At 54.7% G+C, this 13,057-nt stretch carries 16 protein-coding genes; 13 read left to right on the top strand and 3 right to left on the bottom strand.

What is annotated here, in order from left to right:
- Positions 1-56: 56 nt before the first annotated feature.
- Together INF58_RS00080 and INF58_RS00075 are read right to left on the bottom strand one after the other, a co-directional pair.
- Positions 57-989 carry a LysR substrate-binding domain-containing protein gene (locus INF58_RS00080; RefSeq protein ID WP_193526763.1) on the bottom strand — a complete coding sequence of 311 codons (933 nt, stop codon included), beginning with the start codon at positions 987-989 and terminating at the stop codon, positions 57-59.
- Between the two features lie 15 nt (positions 990-1,004).
- Complete coding sequence (locus tag INF58_RS00075) at positions 1,005-2,909, bottom strand: ABC transporter ATP-binding protein (protein WP_064910102.1); 1,905 nt, start codon at positions 2,907-2,909, stop codon at positions 1,005-1,007.
- 132 nt (positions 2,910-3,041) lie between these two features.
- Here INF58_RS00075 and kefG point away from each other — a divergent pair, with 132 nt between their 5' ends.
- From kefG to slyD, 4 genes are all read left to right on the top strand, one after another.
- Positions 3,042-3,593: a glutathione-regulated potassium-efflux system ancillary protein KefG gene (gene kefG / locus INF58_RS00070; RefSeq protein WP_074160922.1), complete on the top strand. Its 552-nt coding sequence runs from the start codon at positions 3,042-3,044 to the stop codon at positions 3,591-3,593.
- Positions 3,593-5,398: a glutathione-regulated potassium-efflux system protein KefB gene (gene kefB / locus INF58_RS00065; RefSeq protein WP_063865786.1), complete on the top strand. Its 1,806-nt coding sequence runs from the start codon at positions 3,593-3,595 to the stop codon at positions 5,396-5,398. The genes kefG and kefB overlap by 1 nt, the downstream gene beginning before the upstream one ends.
- Positions 5,399-5,411: 13 nt before the next feature.
- Complete coding sequence (locus tag INF58_RS00060) at positions 5,412-5,612, top strand: YheV family putative zinc ribbon protein (RefSeq protein ID WP_003861689.1); 201 nt, start codon at positions 5,412-5,414, stop codon at positions 5,610-5,612.
- A 94-nt stretch (positions 5,613-5,706) separates the two neighbouring features.
- The gene (gene slyD, locus INF58_RS00055) at positions 5,707-6,291 is read left to right on the top strand and encodes a peptidylprolyl isomerase (protein ID WP_023331458.1); all 585 of its coding nucleotides are present in this window, start codon (positions 5,707-5,709) and stop codon (positions 6,289-6,291) included.
- Between the two features lie 51 nt (positions 6,292-6,342).
- Here slyD and INF58_RS00050 read toward each other — a convergent pair whose 3' ends face one another.
- Positions 6,343-6,561, bottom strand: coding sequence for a protein SlyX (locus INF58_RS00050; protein ID WP_063449475.1), 219 nt, complete (start codon positions 6,559-6,561; stop codon positions 6,343-6,345).
- A gap of 238 nt (positions 6,562-6,799) precedes the next feature.
- Between INF58_RS00050 and fkpA the strand changes: the two genes are divergently transcribed.
- From fkpA to INF58_RS00005, 9 genes are all read left to right on the top strand, one after another.
- Entirely contained in the window at positions 6,800-7,618 is an 819-nt protein-coding gene (gene fkpA, locus INF58_RS00045; RefSeq protein ID WP_063865794.1) for an FKBP-type peptidyl-prolyl cis-trans isomerase, read from the top strand.
- Between the two features lie 166 nt (positions 7,619-7,784).
- Entirely contained in the window at positions 7,785-8,507 is a 723-nt protein-coding gene (locus INF58_RS00040; protein WP_023333674.1) for a transcriptional regulator, read from the top strand.
- Complete coding sequence (gene tusD, locus INF58_RS00035) at positions 8,507-8,893, top strand: sulfurtransferase complex subunit TusD (protein ID WP_063865797.1); 387 nt, start codon at positions 8,507-8,509, stop codon at positions 8,891-8,893. Before INF58_RS00040 ends, tusD begins: the two co-directional genes overlap by 1 nt.
- Positions 8,893-9,252, top strand: coding sequence for a sulfurtransferase complex subunit TusC (gene tusC / locus INF58_RS00030; protein WP_107534028.1), 360 nt, complete (start codon positions 8,893-8,895; stop codon positions 9,250-9,252). Before tusD ends, tusC begins: the two co-directional genes overlap by 1 nt.
- Before the next feature lie 7 nt (positions 9,253-9,259).
- Positions 9,260-9,547, top strand: a complete 288-nt coding sequence (gene tusB, locus INF58_RS00025) for a sulfurtransferase complex subunit TusB (RefSeq protein ID WP_063449471.1) — start codon at positions 9,260-9,262, stop codon at positions 9,545-9,547.
- Between the two features lie 124 nt (positions 9,548-9,671).
- Positions 9,672-10,046: a 30S ribosomal protein S12 gene (gene rpsL / locus INF58_RS00020; protein ID WP_000246815.1), complete on the top strand. Its 375-nt coding sequence runs from the start codon at positions 9,672-9,674 to the stop codon at positions 10,044-10,046.
- Positions 10,047-10,142: 96 nt separating this feature from the next.
- Positions 10,143-10,613 carry a 30S ribosomal protein S7 gene (gene rpsG, locus INF58_RS00015; RefSeq protein ID WP_003861706.1) on the top strand — a complete coding sequence of 157 codons (471 nt, stop codon included), beginning with the start codon at positions 10,143-10,145 and terminating at the stop codon, positions 10,611-10,613.
- A 96-nt stretch (positions 10,614-10,709) separates the two neighbouring features.
- Complete coding sequence (gene fusA / locus INF58_RS00010; protein ID WP_063449470.1) at positions 10,710-12,824, top strand: elongation factor G; 2,115 nt, start codon at positions 10,710-10,712, stop codon at positions 12,822-12,824.
- A gap of 69 nt (positions 12,825-12,893) precedes the next feature.
- On the top strand, positions 12,894-13,057 hold a 164-nt coding region (locus INF58_RS00005), incomplete at its 3' end, for a GTP-binding protein (protein WP_001445782.1).

Below are 13,057 nucleotides of genomic sequence, written 5' to 3'. Positions count from 1 at the left end.
CCGGGCCTACAATCCGGGAGTAGGCCCGGTAAGCGTAGCGCCACCGGGCAATAACATCAGGCACCATCCTGCAAACTGCGGGCATACATCCGCCCTTCAGCGGCCAGCGCCCGCAGGCTGGGATCCTGCTCGCGGTTGCGCGCAAAGACGATCGCAATCAGCTGCTGCATCTGGTACGGCTGCGCCAGCTTTAACAGCTGCACCGAATTTTCGTACACTTTCTTCATCCTGCCCGGCATTAGCGTAAACCCGACCCCTGCCTGCACCAGGCTCAGCATCGAGAAGATATCGTTCACCCGCGTCACAATATCCGGCTCGAAGCCGGCAATATGAAACGCTTCCTGAAACCCCGCATACGTGGCGAACCCTTCCGCGAGGGCGACGAACTTCCGATCTTTATAGTCGCGCAGATCGGCGGGGACGCTGGTATTGAGCGTGGCAGAGGCCGGTGCGGCAAGGAAAATATCGTCGTGGAACAGCGGCAGCACTTCGAGGCTGTTACGGTCGATATCGCTTTCGGAGATAGAGATTAAAATCGCGTCCAGCGACCCTTCATCCAGCATGTGCAGCAAGGTTTCGTTAGATCCCATCGTGAGATCCATCTCCAGATCCGGACGGCGCAGCTTCATGCCCATGATCAGGCGCGGCACGGTTTCCAGCGTCAACGAGTAGAGCGTGCCGACGCGTAACCGCCCCTGACCAATGCCGGCGACCTTGCGCGACTCTTCCAGCCCGCGCTCCATCACCTGCATCACCTCCTGGCAATACTCCAGCAGCGTCCACGCCGAGGGGAGGGCAATCAGGTTGCGTCCTTTGTGGGTAAAGAGCGGGCAGCGGACGTTCTCTTCCAGGGTATGCAGCGCCCGGTGCACGCTGACGCCGCTCAGGCCGAGTGTTTCGGCGGTACGCGCGATATTGCCCTTCTCCATGAACGTCATGAAGATGCTGAGCTTACGGAACGTAATCTCGCTCGTGGTATCGAAACCCATAACCCTCCCGGCGTGTTAGTCGGCTTGCAGCATCGCTTCCAGCTGTTCCTGCGCGTCCAGCCAGGCCATTTCGCACTCTTCGAGGCTGGATTTGGCTTTCGCCTGCGTTTGCAGGCAGTCCGTTAGCTCCGCTTTACGGCGCTGATCGTACAGATCGCTGTCGCCCAGCTTCTCTTCAACGGCGGCAAGCGTGGCGTTGAGCTTTTCCATCTCTTTTTCGAGACGGGCAATCTCTTTACGCAGCGGCTGAGTCTGGGTGCGCAGCTCCGCTTCACGGCGCTTCTGGTCTTTGCGCGCCTGCGCGCTGTTGGCGTTGTCTTTCGCTGACTCTTCCGGCTGGTTTTCCTGCTTCTGCACGTCCGTCAGCCACTGCTGATAATCTTCCAGATCGCCGTCGAACGGCTCCACTTTGCCACCGTGCACCAGGTAGAGATCGTCGGTGGTGGAGCGGATCAGGTGGCGATCGTGCGATACGACAACCAGCGCCCCTTCGAACTCAATCAGCGCTTCGGTCAGCGCCTGACGCATGTCGAGATCCAGGTGGTTGGTCGGTTCATCGAGCAGCAGCAGGTTTGGACGCTGCCAGACGATCAGCGCCAGCACCAGACGGGCTTTTTCACCGCCCGAGAAACGCGCGGTGTTTTCAGTGACCTTATCGCCCTGGAAGCCGAAGCCGCCGAGGTAGTCGCGCAGCTTTTGCTCCATTTCCTGCGGGGCCAGGCGAGCCAGGTGCTGAATTGGCGATTCATCCGCGCGTAAAAATTCCAGCTGATGCTGGGCGAAGTAGCCAAGCTTAATGCCCTTCGCCAGGCCGATTTCGCCGCTGACCGGGTTAAGCTCGCCCGCCAGCAGCTTGATTAGCGTGGATTTACCGGCGCCGTTACGCCCCAGCAGACCGATGCGTGAACCCGGCACCAGGTTAAGCTTAATAGAGTCGAGAATAATGCGATCGCCATAGCCTGCGCTCACTTTTTCCATTTTCAACAGCGGGTTCGGCAGGCTCTCCGGCTCGCGGAAACTGAAGTGGAACGGGTTATCCACGTGCGCGGGGGCGATCATCTCCATGCGTTCCAGCATCTTGATGCGGCTCTGCGCCTGCTTGGCTTTTGACGCCTTAGCCTTGAAGCGATCCACAAAGCTTTGCAGGTGCGCTACGCGCTGCTGCTGGCTTTCATACATCGCCTGCTGCTGGGCAAGGCGCGTCGCGCGCTGGCGTTCGAAGGAGCTGTAGTTGCCGGTGTACTCGAACATGCTTTGCTGTTCGATATGAATGATTTTATCTACTACCGGATCGAGGAAGTCGCGGTCGTGGGAGATCAGAATCAGAGTGCCCTGATAGCTCTTAAGCCACTTCTCCAGCCAAATAACCGCATCGAGATCGAGGTGGTTGGTCGGTTCATCGAGCAGCAGGAGGTCGGAGCGGCAGATCAGCGCCTGCGCCAGGTTGAGGCGCATACGCCAGCCGCCCGAGAAGTCGCTGACCGGGCGTTCAAGCTGTTCGTTGCTGAAGCCCAGACCGTGCAGCAGGCTGGAGGCGCGGGAGCGAATGGTCCAGGCGTCGATGGCGTCCAGCTTGCCGTGAACGGTGGCGATGGCGTGGCCGTCGTTGCGCTCGTTAGCGGCATTAAGCTCCGCTTCGAGCCTGCGGTATTCGCGGTCGCCGTCGATAACATAGTCGAGTGCGGGTTCGCTCAGCGCAGGCGTCTCCTGGTTCACCCAGGCAAGCTGCCAGTTGCCCGGGAAGGTAAAGTTCCCGCCGTCCGCGCTTATCTCGTTTTTCAGCAGCGCCAGCAGGGTGGATTTACCGCAGCCGTTTTTGCCGACCAGCCCCACCTTCTGGCCCGGGTTGATGGTAGCAGTCGCGTTATCCAGCAGGACGCGCACGCCGCGACGAATTTGTAACGAGGAGAAAACAATCATAGAAGCGCCGTATGTTCCGACTATGTTAATTTGTCATTATAATAATGTAAGGTGTGGGCCATTTTTCCCACCGGGCCGCCATGGTAGCCCAAAACGACAACAATACACAAAAACAGAACCGGGAGGGGAGTGATGTCTCAGACAGCGAAAGTGCTGCTGCTGTATGCCCATCCGGAATCTCAGGACTCGGTGGCGAACCGGGTGCTGCTTAAGCCGGCCACACAGCTCAGTAACGTCACGGTGCACGATCTCTACGCGCACTATCCTGATTTCTTTATCGATATTCCTTACGAGCAGGAACTGCTGCGTCAGCATGACGTGATTGTGTTCCAGCATCCGCTTTATACCTACAGCTGTCCGGCGCTGCTCAAAGAGTGGCTGGACCGCGTGCTGAGCCGGGGCTTTTCCAGCGGGGTGGGAGGCAACCAACTGGCGGGAAAGTACTGGCGGAGCGTCATTACCACCGGTGAGCCGGAAAGCGCTTACCGTCACGACGGGCTGAACCGTTATCCCATGAGCGACATCCTGAGGCCGTTCGAGCTGACGGCGGCGATGTGCCGCATGCACTGGATGAGCCCGATTATTGTTTACTGGGCGCGGCGGCAGGAACCAAAGGCGCTGGCGAGCCATGCCAGAGCCTACGGAGAATGGCTGGCATCACCGATACCGGCGGGAGGACGCTAATGGACGGTTCGAATTTACTCCTTGCCGGGGTGCTGTTTTTGTTTGCCGCCGTGGTCGCCGTGCCGCTTGCCGCGCGTCTCGGCATCGGCGCGGTGCTGGGCTATTTGCTGGCGGGGATCGCCATTGGCCCCTGGGGGCTGGGGTTCATCAGCGATGTGGATGAAATTCTCCACTTCTCCGAGCTGGGCGTGGTGTTCCTGATGTTCATTATCGGCCTTGAATTGAACCCCTCCAAGCTATGGCAATTGCGGCAATCTATTTTTGGCGTCGGGGCGGCGCAGGTGTTGCTCAGCGCCGCCATTCTGGCGGGCCTGCTGATGCTGACGCAGTTTTCCTGGCAGGCGGCGGTGATTGGCGGGATCGGTCTTGCGATGTCGTCGACGGCGATGGCGCTACAGCTGATGCGCGACAAGGGGATGAACCGCAACGAGGCGGGGCAGCTGGGCTTTTCGGTGCTGCTGTTCCAGGATTTAGCGGTGATCCCGGCGCTGGCGCTGGTGCCGCTGCTGGCAGGCTCCGGAGACGATCATTTCGACTGGATGAAAATCGCCATGAAGGTGCTGGCCTTCGCGGGCATGCTGATTGGCGGACGGTTTTTACTGCGCCCGGTATTCCGGTTCATTGCCGCATCCGGCGTGCGCGAGGTATTTACCGCCGCAACGCTGCTGCTGGTTCTCGGCTCGGCGCTGTTCATGGATGCCCTCGGGCTGTCGATGGCGCTCGGGACGTTTATCGCCGGGGTGCTGCTTGCGGAAAGTGAGTACCGCCACGAGCTGGAGACCGCCATCGATCCGTTTAAGGGGCTGCTGTTAGGGCTATTCTTTATTTCGGTGGGCATGGCGCTCAACCTCGGCGTGCTCTATACCCATCTGCTGTGGGTCGTGATGAGCGTGGCGGTGCTGGTCGCGGTGAAAACGCTGGTGCTGTATGTTCTGGCGAGAATTTACGGGCTGCGCAGCTCGGAAAGAATGCAGTTTTCCAGCGTGTTGAGCCAGGGGGGAGAGTTTGCATTTGTGCTGTTTTCCACGGCGTCGTCTCAGAAGTTGTTCAAAGATGACCAGATGGCGCTGCTGCTGGTGACGGTAACGCTGTCGATGATGACCACGCCGCTGCTGATGAAGCTGGTGGACAAACTGCTGTCGCGCCGGCTGAACCCGGCAACCGATGAAGATGAAACGCCGTGGGTGGAAGACGATAAGCCGCAGGTGATCGTCGTGGGCTTTGGCCGCTTCGGACAGGTGATTGGCCGTCTGTTGATGGCGAACAAAATGCGCATCACGGTGCTGGAGCGCGATATCAGCGCGGTCAACCTGATGCGCAAATACGGTTATAAGGTCTACTACGGCGATGCGACGCAGCTTGAGCTGTTGCGCTCGGCGGGAGCGGAGGCCGCGGAGTCCATCATTATCACCTGCAACGATCCGGAAGACACCATGAAGCTGGTGGAGCTGTGCCAGCAGCATTTCCCGCATCTGCATATTCTGGCGCGTGCCCGCGGACGTGTTGAAGCTCACGAACTTTTGCAGGCGGGTGTGAAACACTTCTCCCGTGAAACGTTTTCCAGTGCGCTGGAGCTGGGGCGTAAGGCGCTGATCTCGCTTGGGATGCATCCTCACCAGGCCCAGCGGGCCCAGATGCATTTCCGCCGGCTGGATATGCGCATGCTGCGCGAGCTCATGCCCGTGCACAGCGACACGGCGCAGATCTCCCGCGTGCGGGAAGCGCGTCGCGAACTGGAGGAGATCTTCCAGCGTGAAATGCAGCAGGAACGACGCCAGCTCGACGGCTGGGATGAATTTGAATAAAGGGTAACGAAAGATGGCTGTACGTAAACGCTTTATCGCGGGTGCAAAGTGCCCGTCCTGCCAGGCGCAAGATACGCTGGCCATGTGGCGCGAAAATAATATCGATATCGTTGAATGTGTTAAGTGCGGCCACCAGATGCGTGAGGCCGACAAAGAAGCCCGCGATCACGTTCGCAAAGAAGAGCAAGTGATCGGCATTTTTCATCCAGACTAGCGATATGCTCTGAGTTTTTTTAAGCTTAAGGGTACACGGGTGCAGATTTCCGCTACAATCTGCGCCAGTAATTTTCCCACGCTCAGGAGATATCATGAAAGTAGCAAAAGACCTGGTGGTCAGCCTGGCCTATCAGGTACGTACAGAAGACGGTGTGTTGGTTGATGAGTCTCCGGTGAGTGCGCCGCTGGACTACCTGCATGGTCACGGTTCCCTGATTTCCGGCCTGGAAACTGCGCTGGAAGGCCATGAAGTTGGCGACAAATTCGACGTTGCTGTAGGCGCAAACGACGCTTACGGTCAGTATGACGACAACCTGGTTCAGCGCGTTCCTAAAGACGTGTTCATGGGCGTTGACGAGTTGCAGGTTGGCATGCGCTTCCTGGCTGAAACTGACCAGGGTCCGGTTCCTGTTGAAATCACTGAAGTTGAAGACGACCACGTTGTGGTTGACGGCAACCACATGCTGGCTGGCCAGAATCTGAAGTTCAACGTAGAAGTTGTTGCTATCCGTGAAGCAACCGAAGAAGAGCTGGCTCATGGTCACGTTCACGGTGCGCACGGTCACGACCATGACCACGATCACGGCCATGACGGCTGCTGCGGTGGTCACGGCCACGACCATGGTCACGACCACGGTAAAGGTGGTTGCGGTAACGGCGGCTGCGGTTGCCACTGATTCCGTACTGCGGAAAATAAAAAAGCGGGATAATCCCGCTTTTTTTACGCCTCAATAATGAGGTGGTGGCGTCTCTTCCGACTGAGAGGCAATATTCGACGGCTGCGTGGCCTTCAGCTTTTCCGTCAGCAGGCGCATATGATCGCGCAGTTTTGCCATTTCAAGCTCATGGGCCGTTACGGTCTGGTTCAGTTCTTCGATGGTGATGTCCTGAAAAGCCAGGCGGCTTTCCAGCTCAGCCAGTCTCGCTTCGATCATTGTATCCTTCATCATTCACCTCGTTTATATCTCATACGCCATAATGGGCCAGCGGCGGCGAAGTTTAGCTGACTTTTTCCTTAAGTACAGTATCCATCTCCCTGACAAGAAACTTATTTAAACAAAAATAGTCTGAAAAGAGGCGACAATAGGGGGAGTCTGTCTGTAGATTTCTTCCACAACGTTTTATAGTACGTCACTCATTTACGTTTAACACTGGGGTGAGAGACCTCAGGTCCTGGAGATATGGATGAAATCACTGTTTAAAGTTACGCTGCTGGCGACCACGATGGCCGTTGCGCTCAACGCGCCGCTGTCTTTCGCTGCTGATACTGCTGCGAAGCCTGCTGCGACTACAGACAGCAAAGCGGCATTCAAAAATGACGACCAGAAATCCGCCTACGCACTTGGCGCGTCTCTGGGTCGTTACATGGAAAACTCTCTGAAAGAACAAGAGAAGCTGGGCATCAAACTGGACAAAAACCAGCTGATCGCCGGTGTTCAGGATGCGTTCGCCGACAAGAGCAAGCTCTCTGATCAGGAAATCGAGCAGACTCTGCAAGCGTTTGAAGCGCGTGTGAAAGGCGCCGCTCAAACCAAGATGGAAGCAGACGCTAAAGATAACGAAGCGAAAGGCAAAGCCTACCGCGACACGTTTGCTAAAGAGAAAGGCGTTAAAACGTCTTCTACCGGCCTGATCTATAAAGTTGAGAAAGAAGGGACCGGCGACGCGCCTAAAGACAGCGACACCGTTGTGGTGAACTACAAAGGTACGCTGATCGACGGTAAAGAGTTCGATAACTCTTACACCCGCGGTGAGCCTCTCTCCTTCCGTCTGGACGGTGTGATCCCGGGCTGGACCGAAGGCCTGAAGAACATCAAGAAAGGCGGTAAGATCAAGCTGGTCATTCCACCAGACCTGGCTTACGGCAAAACTGGCGTTCCGGGCATCCCGGCTAACTCTACGCTGGTATTTGACGTAGAACTGCTGGACATCAAACCGGCTCCGAAAGCGGATGCGAAAGCAGACGCACCGGCTGACGATAAAGCCGCAGCAGCCAAGAAGTAATGCTGAGAAAAACCGCCGCCTGCCAGGCGGCGGTTTTTTTTATGTGGGGCAGATATAATTAACACTGGAAAGCGTTATACACGCTGTATTAATTTAGTTGTCCGTGTAGATAATGAGCCTGCCCTGAAAACCTAACGACAGGCTCCTGAAAAGGAGTGTTTTTTTCATGTCCAGGTCGCTTTTAACCAACGAAACCAGTGAACTTGATTTGCTGGATCAACGTCCATTTGACCAGACCGACTTCGATATTCTGAAATCCTACGAAGCGGTAGTGGACGGGTTAGCGATGCTCATTGGTTCCCACTGCGAAATCGTATTGCATTCCCTGCAAGATCTTAAGTGTTCCGCTATCCGCATTGCGAACGGTGAGCACACTGGCCGTAAAATTGGTTCGCCAATCACCGACCTTGCATTGCGTATGTTGCATGACATGACCGGCGCGGACAGCAGCGTCTCAAAATGCTATTTCACCCGCGCCAAAAGCGGCGTGCTGATGAAATCAGAAACTATCGCGATTCGAAACCGTGACCACCGGGTTATCGGGTTGCTGTGCATCAACATGAACCTTGATGTGCCCTTCTCTCAAATCATGAGCACCTTCATTCCGCCAGAAACGCCGGACGTGGGCTCGTCGGTGAACTTTGCTTCCTCCGTTGAGGATCTCGTGACCCAGACGCTGGAGTTCACCATTGAAGAGGTGAATGCCGATCGCAACGTATCCAACAACGCCAAGAATCGTCAGATCGTCCTGAACCTCTATGAGAAAGGGATTTTTGATATCAAAGATGCCATCAACCAGGTGGCCGATCGCCTGAATATCTCTAAGCACACGGTTTACCTTTATATTCGCCAGTTCAAAAGCGGCGATTTCCTGGGGCAAGACAAGTAATGCGCTTTGCGTTAATGGTGACGGGCCCGGCGTACGGAACCCAGCAGGCCAGCAGCGCGCTACAGTTTGCCCATGCGCTGCTTGATGCCGGCCATGAACTGGCAAGCGTCTTCTTCTATCGTGAAGGGGTGTATAACGCGAACCAGTTTACCTCTCCGGCAAGCGATGAGTTTGACCTTGTGCGCGCCTGGCAAAAATTAAACGAAACGCAGGGCGTTGAGCTGCATATCTGCGTCGCCGCGGCACTGCGTCGCGGTGTGGCGGATGCGACCGAAGCCGAACGCCTCGGTCTGGCGGGGGCCAACCTGCAACCGGGCTTTTCGCTCAGCGGATTAGGTGCATTGGCACAGGCTGCATTGACCTGCGACAGAGTGGTGCAATTTTGATGAAGCGCGTAGCGTTTGTGTTTACTTCTGCGCCGCACGGCAGCGCTTCAGGTCGCGAAGGGCTGGATGCATTGCTCGCGACATCGGCATTAACCGAAGATATCGGCGTGTTCTTTATAGGCGATGGCGTATTCCAGCTTCTGGCCGGTCAACAGCCGCAGGCTATTCTCGCGCGCGATTACATTGCGACCTTTAAGGTTCTGCCGCTCTATGACATTGAAACCTTCTATGTGTGTGCCGACTCGCTGGCCGCTCGTGGGTTAAACGAGAATACATCGTTCGTGCTGGACGTGACGATCCTCGCCTCTGCGGCGCTGCGCGAACATCTCTCTCACTACGATACCGTTCTGACTTTCTGAGGCCGTCATGCTCCATACCCTGAGCCGTTCACCGTGGCAATGCGATATCGACACGTTACTGAGCATGCTGCGCGAAGGCGACGATCTGCTGCTGATTCAGGATGGCGTGCTGGCGGCGCTTGAAGGCAGCCGTTTTGTTGAAATCCTCAGTAATGCCCCCATAACTGTCTCTGCGCTGAAGGACGATCTGGATGCGCGGGGTCTTTCTGGTCAAATTTCAGCCAAAATTGACGTGGTTGGCTATACTGATTTCGTCAATCTTACTGTGACGCACGCCAGTCAAATGAACTGGTGATTTGAGATCGCTGTATATTTCTTGACACCTTTTCGACGTAGCCCTAAAATTTCGCGTCCTCATATTGTATGAGGTCGTTTTATTACGTGTTTACGAAGCAAAAGCTAAAACCAGGAGCTATTTAATGGCAACAGTTAACCAGCTGGTACGCAAACCACGTGCACGCAAAGTTGCAAAAAGCAACGTGCCTGCGCTGGAAGCCTGCCCGCAGAAACGTGGTGTATGTACTCGTGTATATACCACCACTCCTAAAAAACCAAACTCCGCACTGCGTAAAGTATGCCGTGTGCGTTTGACTAACGGTTTCGAAGTGACTTCCTACATCGGTGGTGAAGGTCACAACCTTCAGGAGCACTCCGTGATCCTGATCCGTGGCGGTCGTGTTAAAGACCTTCCGGGTGTTCGTTACCACACCGTTCGTGGTGCGCTGGACTGCTCAGGTGTTAAAGACCGTAAGCAGGCTCGCTCCAAGTACGGCGTGAAGCGTCCTAAGGCTTAATGGTTCTCCGTTAAGTAAGGCCAAACTGATTTATCTTAATGTCAAACTAAACTCGTAGAGTTTTGGACAATCCTGAATTAACAACGGAGTAATCCCATGCCACGTCGTCGCGTCATTGGTCAGCGTAAAATTCTTCCAGATCCGAAATTCGGATCAGAACTGCTGGCAAAATTTGTAAATATCCTGATGGTAGATGGTAAAAAATCTACCGCAGAAGCAATCGTATACAGCGCGCTGGAGACCCTGGCTCAGCGTTCTGGTAAAAATGAACTGGAAGCTTTCGAAGTCGCTCTCGACAACGTGCGCCCGACTGTAGAAGTTAAGTCTCGCCGCGTTGGTGGTTCTACTTATCAGGTTCCAGTTGAAGTTCGTCCGGTTCGTCGTAATGCTCTGGCAATGCGTTGGATCGTTGAAGCTGCTCGTAAACGCGGTGATAAATCCATGGCTCTGCGTCTGGCGAACGAACTTTCTGATGCTGCGGAAAACAAAGGTACCGCAGTTAAGAAACGTGAAGACGTTCACCGTATGGCAGAAGCCAACAAGGCGTTCGCACACTACCGTTGGTAATCCCTTCGGAGTCGTAGTCACCAGGCGGGCGCTTCAGAGAAGCCGCCCGCTCTGGGTAACTTAACTGAACGCCTAAAGATATAAACGAGGAATCAAATGGCTCGTACAACACCCATCGCACGCTACCGTAACATCGGTATCAGTGCGCACATCGACGCCGGTAAAACCACTACTACCGAACGTATTCTGTTCTACACCGGTGTAAACCATAAAATCGGTGAAGTTCATGACGGCGCTGCCACCATGGACTGGATGGAACAGGAGCAGGAGCGTGGTATTACTATCACCTCCGCAGCGACTACTGCTTTCTGGTCAGGTATGGCTAAGCAGTACGAACCGCATCGCGTAAACATCATCGACACCCCAGGGCACGTTGACTTCACCATCGAAGTAGAACGTTCCATGCGTGTTCTTGACGGCGCGGTAATGGTTTATTGCGCAGTTGGTGGTGTTCAGCCACAGTCTGAAACCGTATGGCGTCAGGCGAACAAATATAAAGTTCCACGCATCGCGTTCGTTAACAAAATGGACCGTATGGGTGCTAACTTCCTGAAAGTTGTTGGCCAGATCAAAACCCGTCTGGGCGCGAACCCTGTTCCGCTTCAGCTGGCAATTGGTGCTGAAGAAGGTTTCACCGGCGTTATCGACCTGGTGAAAATGAAAGCGATCAACTGGAACGAAGCAGATGCGGGCGTTACCTTCGAATACGAAGATATCCCGGCAGAGATGCAGGACCTGGCTGACGAATGGCACCAGAACCTGATCGAATCCGCAGCAGAAGCTTCTGAAGAGCTGATGGAGAAATACCTGGGTGGTGAAGAACTGACTGAACAAGAGATCAAATCTGCTCTGCGTCAGCGCGTTCTGAACAACGAAATCATCCTGGTAACCTGTGGTTCTGCGTTCAAGAACAAAGGTGTTCAGGCAATGCTGGATGCGGTAGTTGACTACCTGCCATCCCCGGTTGACGTTCCTGCGATCAACGGCATCTTGGACGACGGTAAAGATACTCCGGCTGAGCGTCACGCAAGTGATGACGAGCCGTTCTCTGCACTGGCGTTCAAAATTGCTACCGACCCATTCGTGGGTAACCTGACCTTCTTCCGCGTTTACTCTGGTGTGGTTAACTCCGGTGACACCATCCTGAACTCCGTGAAAGCGGCGCGTGAACGTTTTGGCCGTATCGTACAGATGCACGCTAACAAACGTGAAGAGATCAAAGAAGTTCGTGCGGGCGACATCGCTGCTGCTATCGGTCTGAAAGACGTGACTACTGGTGACACCCTGTGTGACCCGGATCACCCAATCATTCTGGAGCGTATGGAATTCCCAGAGCCGGTAATCTCCATCGCGGTTGAACCAAAAACCAAAGCTGACCAGGAAAAAATGGGTCTGGCTCTGGGCCGTCTGGCGAAAGAAGACCCATCATTCCGCGTATGGACTGATGAAGAATCTAACCAGACCATCATCGCTGGTATGGGTGAACTGCACCTGGACATCATCGTTGACCGTATGAAACGTGAATTCAACGTTGAAGCGAACGTGGGTAAACCTCAGGTTGCTTACCGCGAAGCGATTCGCGCGAAAGTTACCGATGTTGAAGGTAAACACGCTAAGCAGTCTGGTGGTCGCGGTCAGTACGGTCACGTTGTGATCGACATGTACCCACTGGAGCCGGGCTCTAACCCTAAAGGTTACGAGTTCATCAACGACATCAAAGGTGGTGTAATTCCTGGCGAATACATCCCTGCCGTTGATAAAGGCATCCAGGAGCAGCTGAAAGCTGGTCCTCTGGCTGGTTACCCGGTTGTAGACATGGGTGTTCGTCTGCACTTCGGTTCTTACCACGACGTTGACTCCTCTGAACTGGCGTTTAAACTGGCTGCGTCTATTGCCTTTAAAGAAGGCTTTAAGAAAGCAAAACCAGTTCTGCTTGAGCCAATCATGAAGGTTGAAGTAGAAACTCCGGAAGAGAACACCGGTGACGTTATCGGTGACTTGAGCCGTCGTCGCGGTATGCTGCGTGGTCAGGAATCCGAAGTAACTGGCGTTAAGATCCACGCTGAAGTTCCGCTGTCTGAAATGTTCGGATATGCAACTCAGCTGCGTTCTCTGACCAAAGGTCGTGCATCATACACTATGGAATTCCTGAAGTATGATGATGCGCCGAACAACGTTGCTCAGGCCGTTATCGAAGCCCGTGGTAAGTAATCCACAGGATTAAAACCTAAGTCCCGTGCTCTCTCCGAAGGGGAGAGCACTATAGTAAGGAATATAGCCGTGTCTAAAGAAAAATTTGAACGTACAAAACCGCACGTCAACGTTGGTACTATCGGCCACGTTGACCATGGTAAAACTACCCTGACTGCTGCAATCACTACCGTACTGGCTAAAACCTACGGCGGTGCTGCTCGTGCTTTCGACCAGATCGATAACGCACCAGA

Origin of the sequence: Enterobacter cloacae complex sp. P24RS (assembly GCF_014982165.1) — a bacterium.
Lineage (GTDB): Bacteria > Pseudomonadota > Gammaproteobacteria > Enterobacterales > Enterobacteriaceae > Enterobacter > Enterobacter quasihormaechei.
Note: the sequence above shows the minus strand (reverse complement) of the source record. Positions and strands in the feature narration are given on the sequence as shown.

Bases quoted from the DNA above. Each gene is read 5' to 3' on its own strand.
- INF58_RS00080 (WP_193526763.1), bottom strand. From the start codon at position 989: ATGGGTTTCGATACCACGAGCGAGATTACGTTCCGTAAGCTCAGCATC.
- INF58_RS00075 (WP_064910102.1), bottom strand. From the start codon at position 2,909: ATGATTGTTTTCTCCTCGTTACAAATTCGTCGCGGCGTGCGCGTCCTG.
- kefG (WP_074160922.1), top strand. From the start codon at position 3,042: ATGTCTCAGACAGCGAAAGTGCTGCTGCTGTATGCCCATCCGGAATCT.
- kefB (WP_063865786.1), top strand. From the start codon at position 3,593: ATGGACGGTTCGAATTTACTCCTTGCCGGGGTGCTGTTTTTGTTTGCC.
- INF58_RS00060 (WP_003861689.1), top strand. From the start codon at position 5,412: ATGGCTGTACGTAAACGCTTTATCGCGGGTGCAAAGTGCCCGTCCTGC.
- slyD (WP_023331458.1), top strand. From the start codon at position 5,707: ATGAAAGTAGCAAAAGACCTGGTGGTCAGCCTGGCCTATCAGGTACGT.
- INF58_RS00050 (WP_063449475.1), bottom strand. From the start codon at position 6,561: ATGAAGGATACAATGATCGAAGCGAGACTGGCTGAGCTGGAAAGCCGC.
- fkpA (WP_063865794.1), top strand. From the start codon at position 6,800: ATGAAATCACTGTTTAAAGTTACGCTGCTGGCGACCACGATGGCCGTT.
- INF58_RS00040 (WP_023333674.1), top strand. From the start codon at position 7,785: ATGTCCAGGTCGCTTTTAACCAACGAAACCAGTGAACTTGATTTGCTG.
- tusD (WP_063865797.1), top strand. From the start codon at position 8,507: ATGCGCTTTGCGTTAATGGTGACGGGCCCGGCGTACGGAACCCAGCAG.
- tusC (WP_107534028.1), top strand. From the start codon at position 8,893: ATGAAGCGCGTAGCGTTTGTGTTTACTTCTGCGCCGCACGGCAGCGCT.
- tusB (WP_063449471.1), top strand. From the start codon at position 9,260: ATGCTCCATACCCTGAGCCGTTCACCGTGGCAATGCGATATCGACACG.
- rpsL (WP_000246815.1), top strand. From the start codon at position 9,672: ATGGCAACAGTTAACCAGCTGGTACGCAAACCACGTGCACGCAAAGTT.
- rpsG (WP_003861706.1), top strand. From the start codon at position 10,143: ATGCCACGTCGTCGCGTCATTGGTCAGCGTAAAATTCTTCCAGATCCG.
- fusA (WP_063449470.1), top strand. From the start codon at position 10,710: ATGGCTCGTACAACACCCATCGCACGCTACCGTAACATCGGTATCAGT.